Origin of the sequence: Nakamurella sp. (genome assembly GCF_044224575.1) — a bacterium.
Taxonomy (GTDB): Bacteria; Actinomycetota; Actinomycetes; order Mycobacteriales; family Nakamurellaceae; genus Nakamurella.
This window is the reverse complement of the sequence record NZ_JBGAKE010000022.1, coordinates 1-17,111: the sequence shown is the minus strand read 5'-3', so window position 1 is coordinate 17,111 and position 17,111 is coordinate 1. Positions and strand designations below refer to the sequence as shown.

General features: G+C 72.1%; 15 protein-coding genes. 6 read left to right on the top strand and 9 right to left on the bottom strand.

Annotation, left to right across the window (positions count from 1 at the left end):
* Positions 1 to 227: 227 nt before the first annotated feature.
* The 4 genes from ACILSK_RS20150 to ACILSK_RS20135 all read right to left on the bottom strand — a co-directional run bounded on the left by ACILSK_RS20150 (position 228) and on the right by ACILSK_RS20135 (position 4,388).
* The gene (locus ACILSK_RS20150) at positions 228 to 983 is read right to left on the bottom strand and encodes an FAD:protein FMN transferase (protein ID WP_395728974.1); all 756 of its coding nucleotides are present in this window, start codon (positions 981 to 983) and stop codon (positions 228 to 230) included.
* Between the two features lie 47 nt (positions 984 to 1,030).
* Entirely contained in the window at positions 1,031 to 1,561 is a 531-nt protein-coding gene (locus tag ACILSK_RS20145) for an FMN-binding protein (protein ID WP_395728973.1), read from the bottom strand.
* A 6-nt stretch (positions 1,562 to 1,567) separates the two neighbouring features.
* Complete coding sequence (locus tag ACILSK_RS20140; RefSeq protein ID WP_395728972.1) at positions 1,568 to 2,971, bottom strand: ferric reductase-like transmembrane domain-containing protein; 1,404 nt, start codon at positions 2,969 to 2,971, stop codon at positions 1,568 to 1,570.
* A 157-nt stretch (positions 2,972 to 3,128) separates the two neighbouring features.
* Positions 3,129 to 4,388, bottom strand: coding sequence for an APC family permease (locus ACILSK_RS20135; protein WP_395728971.1), 1,260 nt, complete (start codon positions 4,386 to 4,388; stop codon positions 3,129 to 3,131).
* A 253-nt stretch (positions 4,389 to 4,641) separates the two neighbouring features.
* On the opposite strand from ACILSK_RS20135, the gene ACILSK_RS20130 reads away from it, so the two are divergent.
* The 3 genes from ACILSK_RS20130 (at position 4,642) to ACILSK_RS20120 (ending at position 8,563) form a co-directional block, all read left to right on the top strand.
* A complete protein-coding gene (locus ACILSK_RS20130; RefSeq protein WP_395728970.1) occupies positions 4,642 to 6,195 on the top strand; it encodes a Re/Si-specific NAD(P)(+) transhydrogenase subunit alpha in 1,554 nt (517 codons plus the stop codon).
* On the top strand, positions 6,192 to 7,640 hold the full coding sequence (pntB, locus tag ACILSK_RS20125) for a Re/Si-specific NAD(P)(+) transhydrogenase subunit beta (protein ID WP_395728969.1): 1,449 nt from the start codon (positions 6,192 to 6,194) through the stop codon (positions 7,638 to 7,640). The genes ACILSK_RS20130 and pntB overlap by 4 nt, the downstream gene beginning before the upstream one ends.
* Before the next feature lie 98 nt (positions 7,641 to 7,738).
* Complete coding sequence (locus ACILSK_RS20120) at positions 7,739 to 8,563, top strand: helix-turn-helix domain-containing protein (RefSeq protein WP_395728968.1); 825 nt, start codon at positions 7,739 to 7,741, stop codon at positions 8,561 to 8,563.
* A 70-nt stretch (positions 8,564 to 8,633) separates the two neighbouring features.
* On the opposite strand, the gene egtD is transcribed toward ACILSK_RS20120, so the two are convergent.
* From egtD to egtA, 4 genes are read right to left on the bottom strand one after another with little or no spacing between them, the layout of a single operon-like run.
* Positions 8,634 to 9,656, bottom strand: coding sequence for an L-histidine N(alpha)-methyltransferase (egtD, locus tag ACILSK_RS20115; RefSeq protein WP_395728967.1), 1,023 nt, complete (start codon positions 9,654 to 9,656; stop codon positions 8,634 to 8,636).
* Positions 9,653 to 10,444, bottom strand: a complete 792-nt coding sequence (egtC, locus tag ACILSK_RS20110; RefSeq protein WP_395728966.1) for an ergothioneine biosynthesis protein EgtC — start codon at positions 10,442 to 10,444, stop codon at positions 9,653 to 9,655. Before egtC ends, egtD begins: the two co-directional genes overlap by 4 nt.
* A 3-nt stretch (positions 10,445 to 10,447) precedes the next feature.
* Positions 10,448 to 11,791 carry an ergothioneine biosynthesis protein EgtB gene (gene egtB / locus ACILSK_RS20105; RefSeq protein WP_395728965.1) on the bottom strand — a complete coding sequence of 448 codons (1,344 nt, stop codon included), beginning with the start codon at positions 11,789 to 11,791 and terminating at the stop codon, positions 10,448 to 10,450.
* On the bottom strand, positions 11,788 to 13,203 hold the full coding sequence (egtA, locus tag ACILSK_RS20100) for an ergothioneine biosynthesis glutamate--cysteine ligase EgtA (protein WP_395728964.1): 1,416 nt from the start codon (positions 13,201 to 13,203) through the stop codon (positions 11,788 to 11,790). Before egtA ends, egtB begins: the two co-directional genes overlap by 4 nt.
* A gap of 423 nt (positions 13,204 to 13,626) precedes the next feature.
* Here egtA and ACILSK_RS20095 point away from each other — a divergent pair, with 423 nt between their 5' ends.
* The 3 genes from ACILSK_RS20095 to ACILSK_RS20085 all read left to right on the top strand — a co-directional run bounded on the left by ACILSK_RS20095 (position 13,627) and on the right by ACILSK_RS20085 (position 16,573).
* The gene (locus ACILSK_RS20095) at positions 13,627 to 14,115 is read left to right on the top strand and encodes a sigma-70 family RNA polymerase sigma factor (protein WP_395729043.1); all 489 of its coding nucleotides are present in this window, start codon (positions 13,627 to 13,629) and stop codon (positions 14,113 to 14,115) included.
* A complete protein-coding gene (locus ACILSK_RS20090) occupies positions 14,112 to 14,852 on the top strand; it encodes an anti-sigma factor family protein (protein WP_395728963.1) in 741 nt (246 codons plus the stop codon). Before ACILSK_RS20095 ends, ACILSK_RS20090 begins: the two co-directional genes overlap by 4 nt.
* A gap of 269 nt (positions 14,853 to 15,121) precedes the next feature.
* Complete coding sequence (locus ACILSK_RS20085) at positions 15,122 to 16,573, top strand: hypothetical protein (RefSeq protein ID WP_395728962.1); 1,452 nt, start codon at positions 15,122 to 15,124, stop codon at positions 16,571 to 16,573.
* Positions 16,574 to 16,619: 46 nt separating this feature from the next.
* Here the strand turns inward: ACILSK_RS20085 and ACILSK_RS20080 are convergent, their stop codons facing one another.
* Positions 16,620 to 16,841: a hypothetical protein gene (locus ACILSK_RS20080; protein ID WP_395728961.1), complete on the bottom strand. Its 222-nt coding sequence runs from the start codon at positions 16,839 to 16,841 to the stop codon at positions 16,620 to 16,622.
* Between the last annotated feature and the right edge of the window lie 270 nt (positions 16,842 to 17,111).

Genomic DNA, 17,111 nt, shown 5'->3' with positions numbered 1-17,111 from the left:
CGGGTCGCTCCCCCCAGGGTCGATGGTCCCGACCTCCCGGACACCCCGCGGACGGTGCCGGCCGGACCGGGAACGGATCGGATCATCCTCAGTCGACGTCGATCTCGTGCGGGATGTGCGGCCGTGAAGCGGTGGCCGTTGGGGTGCCGGTGGGCGGCGCGAGGGCGACGATCCCGCCGGTGGTCTGCTCGATGCCGGAGGCGATCCGGACGATCGATCCGGGGGGATCAGCCGGAATCGCCGACGACCGGGCCGACGATCGATGAGGTGCCGTCGCGCCAGGCCACCAGGCCGGTCCGGTCGGGTCGGGTCCCCAGCCAGCGGGCCGCCTCCGGGCCGAGTGCGTAGGCGGCGGTGGCGTCGATGTCCGCCCAGGTCAGCGAGTCCGCGATGACGGTCACCGAGGCGACCGCGGCCGGGGCCCGGCCGGTCCGAGCGTCGATCAGGTGCGATCCGCGATGGGCGGTGCCCGACGTGGCGACCGCTCCGGTCCGGATCGGGACCACGGCCAGCACCCGGGCCGGGTCCAGCGGGTCCTCGATGCCGATCCGCCACGGCGGCGCGTCGGGCCGGGCGGTTCGGCAGGTCAGGTCGCCGCCCGCGGACAGGCAGAAGCCGGTGTCCGGCAGTTCCCGGAGCGCCGCCGCGGCGCGTTCGACCGCCCAGCCTTTGACCACGCCGCTGGGGTCCAGCACGGTTCCCCCGCCGGGCCGCGGGCGACGCACCGCGAATGCGCCGTGCGACTCGGCGGTGGCGGTGTCGCCCAGACGCAGGACCTCGGCCACCTCCGGCGGGCAGTCGGCGGGCCCGATCTCACCCCGGCCGAGGCGGGAGATCGCCGAGTCGGGCCGGTAGGTGCTGAACACCAGGTCCGCCTCACGCAGGCTCGCGACCACCCTGATCCAGGCCGAACGGCCGGCCTCGTCGGCGGCGTGCCGGCCGCGCAGGGCCAGGCTGATCGGCATGCCCATCACGTGCGCCACGGACCGTACGATCCGCTCGTCGACGGATGTCCGGCCGCTCACCCGCATCACAGACCGGCCTGATCCAGCGCGCTCTGCAGGGACTGGACATAGCCCTCGCTGGTGATGGTGGCTCCGCTGACCATGTCGATCGACGCACTCTGCGCGGAGATCGTCTCGTCGATCAGCACCGGCAGCGCGCGGGCGTTGATCTGCTGATCCTTGCCGTTCTCGTGTGGGTACTGGACGACGGACACGTCGGTGACCCGGCCGCCGGCGACGGTGATCCGCACCTGGACCGGTCCCCATCGGGTCTGCGCCACCGAACCGGTCAGCGTGCTGGTGGCGCTCGCCGAACCCGCCGAACCCGCCGACCCCGCCGCCCTGGCCGAGGCCGAGGTGGAGGCGGAGCCGGTCGCCCCGGCGGCCGATCCCGCCGCGGACGTGCCCCCGGTCGTCGCGGGTTGACCGCCGTTGATCGGGGCGATGGCCGCGCTGTCCGCCGCGGCGGCCATCCGGGACGAGGTCGAGGTGTGGTAGCCGAACAGCAGGACCAGGACGGTCAGCGTGCTCATCGCCCACAGCACGATGCGTTTCATGACGGGTCACCAGCCAAAGGATTCGATATGGATGTGCTCGGCCGGCACCCCGGCGGCCTGCGCCGTCCGGGCGACGTCGTCGGCCCAGCCCTGCGGGCCGCAGATGAACACCTCGTGCTCACCGATGCCGGGCACCAGGACGGCGAGCGCCGCGACGTCGTCGACCGGCGGCACCTCGTCGCCGAGCCACGAGCCGGGCGCCCGCCGGTGGCCGGGCAGCAGGACCACCCGCAGCCCGCGGGCCCGGCTCAACGCCCGGAACTCTCCGGGGAACAGCGGTTGATCGGTGAACCGGTGGATCAGCACGGCCTCGCCCGTCGCGTAGTCGAGCGACTCGGCGAGCGCGCGCAGCGGCGTGATGCCGACCCCGGCGCCGATCAACGCCACCCGTCGGCGGGTGCGGGCGCGAGCGGTGAGCCGCCCGTACGGGCCCTCGACGAGCACCCGGGTGCCCGGCCGCAGATCGACCAGGCCCCGGCTGCCGTCACCGACGACCTTGGCGGTGAACCGCATCCCACCCCCGGCCGGCTCGGCGGACAGGGAGTACGGGTGCGCACGCATCCATCCGCGGCCGGTCAGGAAGCGAAAGGTGAAGAACTGTCCGGCTTCGGGGCGAAGTCCGCGCTCCCGGCCGTCGAGGTGGACGGACACCACCCCGGGGGCCTCGACCACCACGCGGGCGACGCGCAGCCCGTACCGGGCGCTGCGCAGCAGCGGCAGCGCGACCCGCCAGACCAGCACCGCACCGGCGGTGACGATCCAGGCGGTCCACCAGAACACGGTGCGCCCGGTCGAGGCCAGGAATTCCTGGCCGGTCCACAACTGGTGCGGCAGGGCCAGGAACACGCCGAGGTACGCGTACAGGTGCAGCAGGTGCCAGGACTCGTACCGCAGCCGCCGCCGGGCCGCCCGGATGCTGGTCACCACCACCATCACCAGGCAGCCGGTGCCGGCCAGGGCCAGCAGCATGCCCGGGTAGTCCACCGTCAGCGTCCAGAACGTGCTCACCGTCTGACGCAGCCGGCCGCCCGCGTACCCCCAGGTGATCAGCCCGATGTGGGCGAGCATCAGGGTGAACGAGGTGAAGCCGACCAGCCGGTGGGTGCGGGCCAACCGGTCCTGCCCGAAGGCCCGCTCCAGCATCGGAACGCGGGCCATCAGCAGCACCTGGGCCAGCAGCAGCACCGAGGCGATCAGCGCGGTCAACCGGCCGACCGAATCCAGCGCCGTCGTCCAGGTCAGCAGGTCCTGCAGACCGCCGCCGGCCGCCCACCAGTAGGTCACGAGCAGCAGGGCGCTCCACAGCAGCATCGCCGACCCCCACCGAACCGCGGCGTCGAACCGTGCGCGGGTCCCGTCGACCGGACGCCGGGAGGGCGCCATCCGCGGCCGGGCCGCGACGGCGGTCATGCGGACTCTCGCTCGGGCATCGTTGGTCACCTGGTCGTCCTCGGATCGCACGCCGGGTGCATGCGACTTCAACAATCCTCGGCGACCGAGGTCAGAGCTTTCTCACATGGAGCTTGTTCCGGTCATCTGCACAGCAGACCCACAGGGCCCGAGCCCATCAGCGCGGCGCGGGGCGATCCGTCGATCGGCGGCGGGTCAGCGCGTAGGCCACGGCGCCCAGACCCAGGACGGCCGCCCCGGTCAGCACCGACGACACCGGCAGGAACAGCGCCAGCAGCAGGCAGCCGCCCAGCCCGACGACGGGTACCAGCCGGGGCGGCCGGCCCTCGGCCGGGGTGAGGGTCCAGGCGGAGGCGTTGGCGATGGCGTAGTACGCCAGCACCCCGAACGAGGAGAACCCGATCGCGCCGCGCACATCGACGGTCGCCGCCAGCACGGCGACGATCGTGCCGATGGCGACACCGGCGTGCCGGGGCACCCGGGCGCGCGGGCTCACCGCCGCCAACCACCTCGGCAGGTGCCGGTCGCGGGCCATAGCCAGGGTGGTGCGCGAGACGCCCAGCAACAGGGCCAGCAGGGAGCCGACGGCCGCCACCGCCGCCCCCACCCGCACCACCGGAACGAGCCAGGGTCGTCCGGCGGCGGCCACCGCCTGGGCGAGGGGATCGGTCGCGGCGGCCACCATGGCCGGGCCGAGCACCATCAGAACGGCAACGGCGACTGCGGCGTAGACCGCCAGGGCAATGGCCAGTGCGACCGTGATCGCCCGAGGAATGGTGCGGGTGGGGTCGCGCATCTCCTCGCCGAGGGTGGCGATCCGGGCGTAACCGGCGAACGCGAAGAACAGCAGGCCGGCCGCCTGCAGGACGCCGCCCGGGGTGGCGTCGCTGCCGATGACCAGCCGGCCGGCGTCGGCGACGGGGCTGGTCAGGCAGGCGGTGAGGACGGCGGCCAACACGGCCAGCACGATCGTCACGATCACCCGCGTGGCCCACGCCGTCCGCTGGACCCCCACGCAGGTCAGGCCGGTGACCGCGACGACGGCGGCCACCGCGACGGCATGGGCCTGGCCGGGCCACACGTAGCTGCCGACGGTCAACGCCATGGCCGCGCAGGACGCGGTCTTCCCGACGATGAACCCCCACCCGGCCAGGTACCCCCAGAACTCGCCGAGCCGTTCCCGGCCGTAGACGTAGGTCCCGCCCGAGGCCGGGTAACGCGCCGCCAGCCGGGCCGACGACGTGGCGTTGCAGTAGGCGACGACGGCCGCGACGGCCAGTGCGATCAGCAGCCCGGAGCCCGCCGCGGCGGCAGCCGGGGCCAGCGCGGCGAAGATGCCCGCGCCGATCATCGAACCCAGCCCGATGATCACCCCGTCCGCGGTGCCCAACTGCCGTGACAGGCCCGGGTCAGTCACGCCCGGCACCGTTGTTCTCGCGCATGTCGCCGGCCCTTCCGATGTGCCGATCAAGGGTAGCCAGTGGGTTCCTGGTGGGGCGGCCCAGGCAGTATTTTCGGTGTGACGAGGGACGGCCGAACGTTTTCCCGGCGCCCGGTGATCCGGCCGTCCGTCCGATGGTGCTGGTCGGCCACGCGCCCGCGGTTCGATAGTGTCCTGCGGCGGCGTGTACAGCGGAGTACGTGATTTCGATGGAAGGCAGAGTCGTCCCGTGCGCATCGGAATTCCCAGGGAAGAGCAGCCGGGCGAGACGCTGGTCTCGGCGACCCCGAAAACGGTGGCCAAGCTGATCACGCTCGGGTACGAGGTGGTCGTGGAGGCCGGGGCCGGGGCGGCGGCGAAGTTCCCGGACGACGACTACGTCGGGGCCGGGGCGTCGCTGGGCACCTCCGCGCAGGTGTGGGCGGCCGACATCGTCACCAAGGTCAACGAGCCGACCCCCGACGAGGTGGCCCGGCTCGCCGACGGCGCCTTCCTGATCGACCGGATGACGCCGACCGAGCATCCCGAGCTGATCGAGGCCTTGCAGGCGCGGCGGGCGACCGGGTTGAACCTGCTGGCGATCCCGCGGATCTCCCGGGCGCAGTCGATGGACGTGCTGTCGACCATGAGCAATATCGCCGGGTACCGGGGGGTGATCGACGCGGCCGAGTCCTACGGCGGCATGTTCGCCGGGCAGGTGACCGCGGCCGGCAAGACCCAGCCGGCGACGGTGTTCATCATCGGCGCCGGGGTCGCCGGGCTGGCCGCGATCGGCGCGGCGGTGAGCCTGGGCGCGCAGGTCCGGGCATTCGACGTGCGCCCGGAGGTGGGCGAGCAGATCGAGTCGATGGGCGCCACGTTCGTCCAGGCCGCCGCGGCGCAGCAGCAGCGTTCCGCCGACGGGTACGCGCAGAAGCTGACCGAGGACCAGGAGGCCGCGACCCAGCGGATGTACGCGGAGGAATCCGCCAAGGCCGACATCGTGATCACCACCGCGCTGGTCCGCGGGTGGGCGCCCACCACGATCACCGCCGAGATGGTCGCGAAGATGAAGCCGGGCAGCGTGATCGTCGACCTGGCCGCGGTCGGCGGCGGCAACTGCGAGGCCACCGTGCCCGGCGAGAAGATCGTCACCGACAACGGCGTGACGATCATCGGGTACAAGGATCTGACCAGCCGGATGCCGGCGCACACCTCCCAGCTGTACGGGACGAACATCGTCAACCTGCTCAAGCTGCTCACGCCGGGCAAGGACGGGCAGCTCGTCCTGGACCTGGACGACGTGGTGCAGCGGGCGATCACCGTCACCCATGCCGGTCAGGTGCTGTGGCCGCCGCCGCCGGTGCAGGTGTCGGCCGCGCCCAAGGCCGCGGTCGACGACAAGCCGGCGCCGCCGGTGCCCACCGCCGCCGAGCTGGCCGAGCAGGCCCGCCGCAAGCAGCAGCGGATGTACGCCTGGTTCGGCGTGGCGGCGGTACTGGTCGGGTTGGCGATCACCTTCTCCCCGGGCAGCTTCCAGGGGTACTTCACCGTGTTCGTGCTGGCCGTGTTCGTCGGCTTCTACGTGATCACCAACGTGTCCGCGTCCCTGCACACCCCGCTGATGGCCCAGACCAACGCCATCTCCGGGATCATCCTGGTCGGTGCCCTGCTGCAGTTGGGCAGCACGAACGTGGCCGTGGTGGTGCTGGCGTTCATCGCCGCGACGGTTGCCTCGATCAACATCTTCGGCGGGTTCGCGGTGGCCGGACGGATGATCTCCATGTTCCGGAAGGACGCGTGATTTCGGTGGTCGACGAGCGCTGGTATTCCCTGGTCCAGGCCGCCTACGTGATTGCGGGCGTGCTGTTCATCCTGTCGCTGGCCGGCCTGTCCCATCAGCGCAGCGCCAAGGCCGGTAACACCGCCGGCAAGATCGGTATGGCCCTGGCGTTGGCCGCGACGGTGCTGCTGGCGTTGCTGAATTCGGAGCAGGCCGTTGCGGTGACCGCGGCGCTGATCGCCGGGGCGCTGCTGATCGGCGCGGTGATCGGCACGATCGCGGCGCGGCGGGTCGAGATGACGCAGATGCCGCAGATGATCGCGATCCTGCACAGCTTCGTCGGGCTGGCCGCAGTGCTGGTCGGGTTCAACTCGTACCTGACCGAGGACCACGCCGATGCGGTGCACCTGGTCGAGGTGTTCCTCGGGGTGTTCATCGGCGCGGTGACGTTTACCGGTTCGATCATCGCGTACCTCAAGCTGTCCGCGAAGATGAAGTCGGCGCCGCTGACCCTGCCGTCCCGGAACCTGCTCAACCTGTTGATCCTGGTGATCAGCGCCGGCCTGCTGGTCTGGTTTGTGGCCGCGCCCAGCCTGCTCCCATTGCTGATCATGACGGTGCTGGCGCTGCTGCTGGGCCTGCACCTGGTCGCCGCGATCGGCGGCGGCGACATGCCGGTGGTCGTCTCCATGCTGAACTCGTACTCGGGGTGGGCGGCCGCCGCGGCCGGCTTCATGCTGAGCAACAACCTGCTGATCATCACCGGCGCGCTCGTCGGTTCGTCCGGCGCGATCCTGAGTTACATCATGTGCAAGGCGATGAACCGCAAGTTCACGGCGGTCATCCTCGGCGGGTTCGGCTCCGAATCCACGGGCGGGGCCAAGTCCGCTACCGACGTGGACTACGGCGAGCACCGCGAGACCACCACCGGCGACCTGGCCGAACTGCTCCGCGAATCGCAGACCGTGGTCATCGCCCCGGGGTACGGCATGGCCGTGGCCAAGGCCCAGTACCCGGTGGCCGACCTGACGAGCAAGCTGCGGGCGATGGGCAAGGACGTCAAGTTCGCGGTGCACCCGGTCGCCGGCCGGCTGCCCGGGCACATGAACGTGCTGCTGGCCGAGGCCCGCGTGCCCTACGACATCGTGCTGGAGATGGACGAGATCCAGGACGACTTCCCGGACACCGACGTCGTCCTGGTGATCGGCGCCAACGATACCGTCAACCCGGCCGCCGCCGAGGACCCCAGCTCGCCGATCGCCGGCATGCCCGTCCTGCAGGTCTGGGAGGCCAAGCACGTCGTGGTCTTCAAACGGTCGATGGCCACCGGATACGCCGGCGTGCAGAACCCGCTGTTCTTCCGCGAGAACACGGCCATGCTGTTCGGCGACGCCAAGGACCAGGTCGAAGAGCTCGCTCACCTGGTCGGGGTCTCCGCCCACGAAATGGCCCCCGCCCAGGGCTGACGACCGCACGCATCCTGGCGGGTCACCGGCCGACCACGCACGAAGCACCCCATGCGTGTCGCCCACGGATCGGCCGATGCGCCTGGCATCCTCACGGCATGACCCCAGGGCGAGTCCGCAGTCGGAGTCCCGAGGAAGTCCTGCGAACCCGTCCGCTGCGCGCTCACGGGTACTCGGCCCGGCAGATCGCCAAGGTGCTGGACCTGCCGCGGGTCATCGCCGCGGCCTTCGTTCGGCAGCCGGCGCTGGCCGGCGCCCGTGCACTCGCCGCAGGTGAGGTGCGGGCCTGCTGGGTGAGCGCCGGGTGGAGCGCCGGGTTGCTGGTCGACGAGCGGTTCCGGTGGCCCGAACGGTCCGACGCCGTTACCGACACCCCTGGCCTGGCCGCAGTGCTGGTGGCCCGGAGTGCCGGCCGCGACACGGTGAGCGCCTGCGGGTACCTGGTCGACCTGTACTGCCGGGGGGTCAAGGACGTCATCGGGCCGCGGGTTCTCAACGACCAGCAACATGCCCAGTTCACCCGGACGTTCTTCGCGGGCTACCGGCAGCCGCCGATCGCGGCGCCGATCGAGCTGGCCCAGCAGCTGGTGCTGGGGTCGGCGCGATTCGCCCGGGCGCTCGGCTTCGAGGCAGCCCCCGGATTCGATGCGGTCCGCGGGCACCTCGGCGACTGGTCCGGGATCCGGGCCATCACCTTCGGCCGGCACGCCCGGCCGGAGTACATCCAGGGACCGTACGACGACGCCGCCCAGGAGCCGTGCACACTCCGCCGTGATGCGAGCGACCAGCTGGCCGAGGGCACCGCGACCCAAACGGTCGCTCCGATCCCCGGACGGCCGGTCCCAGGCGAGTCGTCCCCGACCGCGGCGACCCAGCGGCCGACGCCGTCGGGCGCCGGTTGGACCGAACTCGTCGGGGTCTGAACCTAGCCCGGCGGCACGCCGCCGGGCGCACCGCCGGTCCTGCGTGCACACGGCGCGCTCCGGAGCCGCGTCAGCGCACGCCCCACAGGGACAGTGAGAACCACCTCCGGTCGTCCGTCCACCATCCCCGGCCGGTGAAACCGGCCGCGGTCAGCTCGTCGGTCAGCCGGTCCCGCCGGAACTTGGCGGAGATCTCGGTGCGGATCTCTGCTCCCGGCTCGAGGCGGACATCCAGGCCGACGTCGTCGATCCGGACGGCGACCTCTCGGGTGGCCCGCAGCCGCATCTCGATCCACTCGTGCACCGGATCCCAGACCGCGACGTGCGTGAAATCGGACCGGCGGAAATCGGCGCCCAGCCGGTGGTTCAGCACGTCCAGAACGTTGAGGTTGAACGCGGCGGTGACGCCGGCCGCGTCGTCGTAGGCCGGGATCAGGATCTGCGGCGACTTCACCAGATCGGCCCCCAGCAGGAAATGGTCGCCCGGCCGCAGCCGGGCCCGCAGGGACTCGAGGAACGCCGCACGGTGCTCGGGGTCGAAATTGCCGATGGTGCCGCCGAGGAAGGCGACGGTCCGGCCCGGACCGTCCGGCAGCACATCGAGTTGATGGGTGAAGTCGGCCCGCACCGCCGCGATCCGCAGGTCGGGGTACTGCGCGACGAGACCGGCACAGGCCAGCCGTAGCGCGTCCTCGCTCACGTCCAGCGCGACGTAGTCGGCCGGTTCGTCGTCGCCTGTCGGCCGGGCATCCCGCCCGGCGGCGGCCGTCGACATCGCGTCCAGCACCAGCCGGGTCTTGTCCGAGGACCCGGATCCGAGCTCGACCAGCGTGCGCGTTCCGGCCAAGGCGACGATCTCCCGCGCCCGGGCGGCCAGGATCGACCGTTCCGTCCGGGTCGGGTAGTACTCGGGCAGGCGGGTGATGTCCTCGAACAACTCGCTGCCGACCTTGTCGTAAAACCACTTTGGCGGCAGCCATCGATGTGCGGCGGTCAAGCCGACGAGCACGTCCTCGCGCAGGCTCCGGTCGGCGAAGTCGGCCGGCAAATGGTCGTCGAAGGTGTAGCCATGCCGGGTGTGGTCAACAGTCATCGGTCCAGCCCGTCTTGGGTCGGCGCGAACGGCTCGACGGCGACTCCGTCGGGCCGGGCGGTCAGCAGGGATCGGTCGGGAACATCGACCCAGCCGGGGTCGTCGTCGTAGGGCTCGGAGGCAACGACCACCCCGTCGGGCAGCCGGCGCCAGCACAGGCTGGTGCCCCAGGCCGTCGCGGTGATCGTGTGCCCGTCGGTCAGCAGCATGGTGGCCCGACCGCCGCCGGCGTCCTGGACGCGCGCGATCACCTCGGTCAACGCGCTGGCGGCGGTCTTGCCCCGGCCCAGCAGATCGACGGTGATCGCCCAGAGCAGGGCGGAGTCGGTCGGCGCGTCCAGGGTGGCCAGCACGCCCGGGTCCAGGCCCCAGCCGAGTCGCGACGCGCTCTCCGGCCACCCGGGCAGGGCCCCGTTGTGGCTGAACAACCAGGGCCCCCGCCGGAAGGGCGCCGCCGCGGCCACCGACTGCCCACCGACCATGCCGACCGTGGCCGACCGCACAGCGGCCAGCAGGGCCGACGTGGAGATGACCCGGGACAACTCGGCGAAGGTTTCGTCCGCCCACACCGGCCCCGCCCCGCGGTGCCGGGCCGGCTCCGGGGCCGACCCGGTCCCGGCCACCGGTGGCCCGGTCGGGTACCAGCCAACCCCGAACCCGTCCGCGTTGACCACTCCGTGCTGCTGCCGTCGCGGCGCCCACGACTGGCGGACCAGACCGAACGGGGGGTCGGTGAGCAGCGCGCCCATCCGGATCGGCGCACCGACGTACGCCACGTGCCGGCACACCCGTCAGCCCTCGCCGGGCGCGGAGTCCCGGGCGCACCGGAACCCGGCGAAGATCTGCCGCCGGATCGGGTAGTCCCAGTTCCGGAACGTGCCTCGGCAGGCCACCCGGTCGGCCGCGAACGAGCCGCCCCGCAGCACCTTGTACTCCGGACCGAAGAACACCTCGGAGTACTCGCGGTACGGCCAGGCGGCGAAACCGGGATAGCCGGCGAAGTCGCTCGACGTCCATTCCCAGACGTCGCCGATCAGCTGGCGGATCCCCAGCGGGCTCGCACCGGCCGGGTAGGCACCCACCGGCGCCGGGCCGAGGTGGTCCTGGCCGAGGTTCGCCCGGTCGGGGGTGGCGTCGTCATTGCCCCACGGGTATTGCCGGGTGTCGTTGGTGACCGGGTCGTGCCGGGCGGCCTTTTCCCATTCGGACTCGGTCGGCAGCCGCTTGCCGGCCCACCGTGCGTAGGCGTCGGCCTCGTACCAGCAGACATGCATTACCGGTTCGTCGGCGGGCACCACTTCCGTGCGGCCGAATCGGCGCCGCAGCCAGTCCCGGCCGTCGCGTCGCCAGAACAGCGGGGCGGACAGGCCGACGGTCCGGACGTGGTGCCAGCCGGCTGGGTCCCACCAGCGCCGGTCGTCGTACCCCCCGTCGGCGATGAAATCCTGGTAGTCGGCGTTCGAGACCGGCACCGTGTCCAGCCAGAACGCGTCGACCTGCACCTGATGCGCGGGCCGCTCGTTGTCCAGGGCCCACGGGTGGGCCGAGGTGCCCATGGTGAAGGCGCCGGCCGGGACCAGGGTCTCGGGCGGCAGCCGGACGTCGGGCGCGTCCGGCGGTGCCGGGGCGTGCAGCACCGGGTCGCCCTGCCGCAGCTGGTGGGTGGCCAGCATGGTCTCGGCATGCTGCTGCTCGTGCTGGGCGATCATGCCGAAGACGAAGCCGCCCTCGGTGAGTCGGCGTCCGCGCAGCGGGGTCCGCTCGAGCAGGTCGATGACCTTGCCGCGAACCTCGGTCACGTAGCGCCGGGACGCGGCCGGGTCGAGCAACGGCAGCGTCGGCCGGTCGGCCCGGGGATGCTGGAACGCGTCGTAGAGCTGGTCGACGGTCTCCGGCAGCAGCGGATCGCGACCGCCGACGTCCCGCAGCAGCCACAACTCTTCCTGGTTGCCGATGTGCGCCAGGTCCCAGACCAGGGGTGACATCAGCCGGGAGTGCTGACGGATCAGGTCGTCGTCGTCCACGGCCTCGGTGAGCAAGGCGGTCCGTCGCCGGGCCCGGGTCAGATCGTCGACGATGCGGGCCCGCACCGCGTCGTCGGACGGTCGGTCGGGCAGCGTGTCGTGCTCGGTCATGCGATCCCCTCCCCACGCAATGCCCCCGGCATTCCGGCTGCGGCGTCGCCGGAATCCCGGTCGCATCCCCCTGCGGTGTCGAATGGCGGCCTGGTCAACTCGGCCGACGTCGGGGCGGCGTTCTCGCCGCAGGCGTATTCCCCGCCCGCGGTGCCCGGCGGGTCGTCGGCCGGGGAACGGCCCCGCAGGGTCCACCGTTGGAGGTAGCCCTCGACCTGGTCGGCGAACCGCGCGGTCGCGCCGTCGGTGCGCAGACTGTCGACGGCGGTGCCCAGGACGGCGACGGCCGCGCGGGCCAGGTCCGGGTCGCGCACACCGGACCGGGCGGCCGCCAGCCAGCGATCGCCGACCGGTTCGCACGCGTCCCGGGCCCGGTCGGCCGCCCGTGGATCGTCGAGGACGGCCGCCAGGACGGCGGTGGGCACGATCCACCAGCAGCCGGGCTGCGCATCCAGGTAGCGAACTTCGAGGTGGCCGCGTGCCCGGACGGGCGGGAAGAGGGTGGTCAGGTGGTAGGCCAGGTCGTCGACGGTGGGCGGTCGTCGATCCGGGACCGCCGCCCGGCCGTGCCGCAGCCAGCCGCGAAAGCTCAGGCCCCGCGGGGCCGACCAGTCCGGACCATCGCGCCGGACCAGCATGAGCGGGGCGTCGAGCGCCCAGCGGGTGTAGGCGGTCGCCGGGTCCTCGCCGGGCCGACGCGTCGGAGCGGTGGTGCGCGCCGGGTCCAGGCTCTGCCAGACGGCCTGCCGGGTGCTCTGGAAGCCGGTCGACCGCCCGTGTCGCCGGGGCGAATTCGCGAACGCGGCGACGAGCGCGGGTCCGATCGCGTGCAGCAGTTCCCAGCGGTCGGCGAGGCTCCCGGTCGGCGTCTGCGCCTCCACATTGACCTGGACGGACGCGGTCGAACACATCATCGCCGGACCGGACCCCCAGGGTCGGAGGTACCGCTCCATCGCCGCGTAGCGAGGTTCGTCGGTGATCCGCCGGGGTGGTCGGACGGGGTCGAGACCGGACCCGATCAGCCGGGCGCCGCAGGTCAGCGCCCGGCGGCGGAGGAGGGTGAGGTCCCGATGGACGGTGTCGACGGTCTCCGGCAGGTTCGGCCCGGGGCGGGAGCTGAGCTCGACCTGCCCACCGGGTTCCAGCGTCAACCGGCCGTCCAGCCGGCTCGGGCCGCCGTCCAGGGTTCTGATCAGATGCAGGTAGTGGTGCCGTGGGTAGTGGGTGGCCAGTGCATCCGGGCCGGGCCCGCCCACCAGCAGTTCCAGTTCGACGCCGATGCGCCTCGGCGGACCCTTCTTGAAGCAGGTTCGGGGGATCCAGGCCTCCGCGGCGGCTTCCGACAGCGGCGGCTCGGGAGGGCGGACCTCGAGGATCCGGGGGGCGGGGTCTGAACGGGCGGGATCGGACATTGCTGGCCTCCTGTCTCATTTCGGGCCGGGGGTGGTCCGGCTCGGTGGAGTAGTTCCCGATGTCGGCACCAGTGTGTCCCTCGGGTCCGACAGTCGTGACGCGCGGTGCCCGGCCGATCGACCGGCCGACCGCACATTGATCGTCGCCGGCGCCATCGGCCCGTTCGCGTCGAACCCTTCTCGACCCGCCGGCGTGGTTCTGGCAGCGTGGGGCCCGGTGCCGGCCCATGCGGCTTCCCGCCTCAAGTCGCCCGCCGGCGCTGCTCGGCGGGCGGTCCTCAAGGCACGACGGCCGGGCTGGCGGAGTGGAGGTGGGGCGTGGTACGGGACGGTGACCGCGGGCGCGCCGATCCGTCCGGACCGCGGGCGGAACCCGATGCGGACCCGGATCGGCCGACCGGCCCGGAACCGGATGACGCGGCCCTGCTCCGAGCGCTGCACGACGAGCATGCCGCCGCGTTGTGGAGCTTCGTGCTCCATCTGACCGGGGGCGATCGGGCCCGGGCCGAGGATGTGGTGCAGGAGACCCTGTTCCGGGCCTGGCGCCGGCCGGCGGTGCTCGCCCAGCAGGAGTCATCGGCGCGCGGATGGTTGTTCACCGTCGCCCGCAACATCGTCGTCGACGGGTGGCGGGCCGACCGCCGCCGCCCCACCACGTCGACCGAGTCGGTACCCGAACCGATGGAACCGGACTCGACCGACCGGGCCCTGCAGGCGATCGTGGTCGCCGAGGCGATGCGCCGGCTCAGCCACGACCACGGCGCGGTGCTGTTGGAGTGCTACTACCGCGGTTGCACGGCGGCGCAGGCCGCGGCGCGGCTGGGAGTGCCGGTCGGCACCGTGAAGTCTCGACTGCACTACGCGCTGCATGCGCTGCGGCTGGTCCTGGAGGAGATGGGGGTGGTGACGTGACAACGGGCGGACCGGACCAGGAATTCGGCAGCCGGCAGGTCTGTCAGGACGACGCCGCCTACGTGCTGGGTGCGCTCTCGCCGGCCGACCGGCGAACGTATGAGGAGCATCTGCGGGACTGTGCCGGCTGTCAGGCGTCGGTCCGTCGCCTGGCCGGGTTGCCCGGGCTCCTCGCCCTGACCACCGAGGACTCGTTGACCGGGCCCGAGCGGCCGGTGCCGCCGTCGGTGCTGGCCAGGGTGCTGGGCCGGGTGACACGAGCCCGTCGGCGCCGGCGGTGGGCGGTGAGCGGGCTGGTCGCCGCGGCGGCCGTGCTGATGGTCGTGGTGGTGTGGGCGATGGTCCGGCCGGAGCCGACCCCGTCGGCCGGGGGAGGCGGCAATGTCTCGACCTCCGTTGGCTCCGCGTCGGCCGCGCCCTCGGCCGCGCCGGACGACACGGTGTCGCTGGCCCAGGTGATGCCGGGGCCGATGAACGCGACCCTCGAGCTGGACGACAAGCGCTGGGGCACGGCGATCACCGTTGTCTGCTCGTACGACGAGACCATGCGCACGTCCGTGCCGTACGACCTGGCCATCGTGGACGTCGATGGGCACGAGTCGTCGGCCGGGTCATGGAGTGGGGTGCCCGGGGTTACCGCGCGGATTCCGGTGGCGACTGCGGTTCCGCGGGAACGGATCTCGGCATTCGAGATCCGCTTGGCCGATGGGCGGACGATTCTGCAGGGATCGCCGTGACCGTCGGCTGCCGGCGCGTCCGCGGGTCGAGCCCCGAGGCGTCGTCCTGGTGTGTCGGCGCCGCGGCAAGTCCCGGTGCCAAGCGTCCGCCGGGACGTCGGTGCGCGTCGACGGCGCGGGTCATTTTCATGGGCCAGAAAGTGTTGGAGCAGGGGTGATGCGAGCCCGCGCCGCCCGGGGTTCGGCCGGAGGCGCCGCGCTCGGGGGAACTTCGTCCGCCACGCAGCGAAATCCCCGATGATCGAGATCACCCGGCGTACTTTCGGCCCATGACCCGTCGGATCATGCTGTTCGAGCTCAACGAGGTGCCGTGGCGGATCGTCGACGAATTCGTCGCCGCGCAACCGAACTCCGCGCTGGCCCGGTTGCTGCCCCAGAGTCGTTGCTACACCTCGATCGCCGCGGATCGGGGCCACCTGTCACCGTGGACGACGTGGCCGACACTGCACCGCGGTGTGAACGACGAGCAGCACATGATCAGCGCGTTCGGACAGGACCGGGCCGAGGCTGACGACTGCTTCCCGCCGGTGTGGCGGATGCTCCGGTCGGCCGGGGTGTCGGTCGGGGTCTGCGGCAGCCTGCACTCGTTCCCGACCCCGCCCGATATGGACGGATATTCCTTCTACCTGCCCGACCCCTTCGCCACCGATCCGACCGCGCATCCGGCGGAACTCGTGCCGTTCCAAGAGTTCCAGTTGATGATGGTCCGGGCCTCCGCGCGGAATGTGGACACCGCGGTGCCGCGGGACGCCGCCCTGAAGTTCCTGCGTACCAGCCACAAGATCGGTGTCCGCGCGAGCACCTACGCCGCGCTCGCCGGGCAACTGGCCGCCGAGCGACGACGACCCTGGTTGAGCACCCGCCGCCGGTCGATGCAGGCGATCGTCGCGTTCGACGTCTTCGTCAAGGCGTTGACCGACACCCGTCCGGCGTTCAGCACCTTCTTCACCAACCACGTCGCCTCGGCCATGCACCGGTACTGGGCGGCCGGTCATCCGGACGACTATGACGAGATCGGCCTGAGCGACGACTGGATGGACCGGTACCGCGAGGAGGTGCCGTGGGCGATGGGTCGGGCCGACCGGATGATCGGCCGGCTCGCCACCTTTGCCGACGAGAACCCTGACTACGAACTATGGATCGCCTCCAGCATGGGCCAGGGCCCGACCATGGCGCAGGCCCTGGAGACCCAGTTGTACCTGCAGGACCCGGGGCTGTTCCTGCAGGCGATCGCCGGGGTTCCGGAGAGCGGGTGGAGCCGTCGCCCGGCGATGAACCCGCAATGCAACGTCCGGATCGCGCCCGAGTACGTCGGCGCGGTCGAGACGGCCCTGCGGACGGTGACTGTCGCCGGAACGCCGCTGGTGTTCCGGCAGTCTGCGGACGGGTTCTTCTCGATGGACTGGGGTCAGCCGAATTTGCACGACGCGCCGGACGCGGTGCGGGTCGACGGCCACGTCCACGACCCGGCCACGGTGGGCCTGGAGAACGTGGAGATCGAGGAACGCTCCGACACCACCGCCTATCACGTCCCGCAAGGTGTGTTGGCCATCTACGACCCTCAGGACCCGACGCCCACACCTGGCCCGCGGCGTGACGTGTCGGTGCTCGAGGTGGCCCCGGCGATCCTGCACACGTTCGGCGTCACGGTGCCCGGATACATGCAGGAACCGGGAGTGCTGGCCCGCGAGCTCGTCCCGCACTCGGTCGGCACGTTCTAGCGACTGGGTCCGTGCTGGATGGCGGCCTCGCACACTCGGCCGTTGCCTACGGACCGGGGGCCTCGGCGGGGTACGAGTCGACGGTCAGCAAGCCCAACCCCAGATTCGCCACCTGGTCGAGGACGCCGAACAGGGCACTGGAGTCCGGGCAGGTGCCAACCAGGACGGTGCCGGTCGGGGCCTGCTCGAGATGGAATCCGGCGAACGAGCCGCTGAACCGGCTGCCGAGGACTCCGTCGAGTTGGATCCGGTAGTGGCGTGCGGTCATGGGGCCCCCTGAGGCACTCTGCGGTCCTCCTGTGGTACCCGCTGGGCCCGGCCCGACACACCCCGCCGCGGGGGGGGGGGGCCCGGCGGCGCGACGCCCGGCCCCGCGGGCCCGGCGCCCACAGCGGGGACCCGTTCGACCAGCGACATCGTTTCCCGGGCCACTGCCCGGTTCTCCGGTTGGTGCCACGCCTGTGGCTGCCCGGCCGAGGTCCAGTGACCGGGATAGGACCCGTCCGGCCCCTGGAAACGATCCGGGTCGACGACCGGC

What these genes read in the sequence shown, in the direction of transcription:
- egtA (WP_395728964.1), bottom strand. Translation starts at nt 13,203, where the DNA reads ATGTCCGATCCCGCCCGTTCAGACCCCGCCCCCCGGATCCTCGAGGTC.
- ACILSK_RS20140 (WP_395728972.1), bottom strand. Translation starts at nt 2,971, where the DNA reads ATGACCGCCGTCGCGGCCCGGCCGCGGATGGCGCCCTCCCGGCGTCCG.
- egtD (WP_395728967.1), bottom strand. Translation starts at nt 9,656, where the DNA reads ATGACTGTTGACCACACCCGGCATGGCTACACCTTCGACGACCATTTG.
- egtB (WP_395728965.1), bottom strand. Translation starts at nt 11,791, where the DNA reads ATGACCGAGCACGACACGCTGCCCGACCGACCGTCCGACGACGCGGTG.
- ACILSK_RS20120 (WP_395728968.1), top strand. Translation starts at nt 7,739, where the DNA reads ATGACCCCAGGGCGAGTCCGCAGTCGGAGTCCCGAGGAAGTCCTGCGA.
- ACILSK_RS20145 (WP_395728973.1), bottom strand. Translation starts at nt 1,561, where the DNA reads ATGAAACGCATCGTGCTGTGGGCGATGAGCACGCTGACCGTCCTGGTC.
- ACILSK_RS20080 (WP_395728961.1), bottom strand. Translation starts at nt 16,841, where the DNA reads ATGACCGCACGCCACTACCGGATCCAACTCGACGGAGTCCTCGGCAGC.
- ACILSK_RS20085 (WP_395728962.1), top strand. Translation starts at nt 15,122, where the DNA reads ATGACCCGTCGGATCATGCTGTTCGAGCTCAACGAGGTGCCGTGGCGG.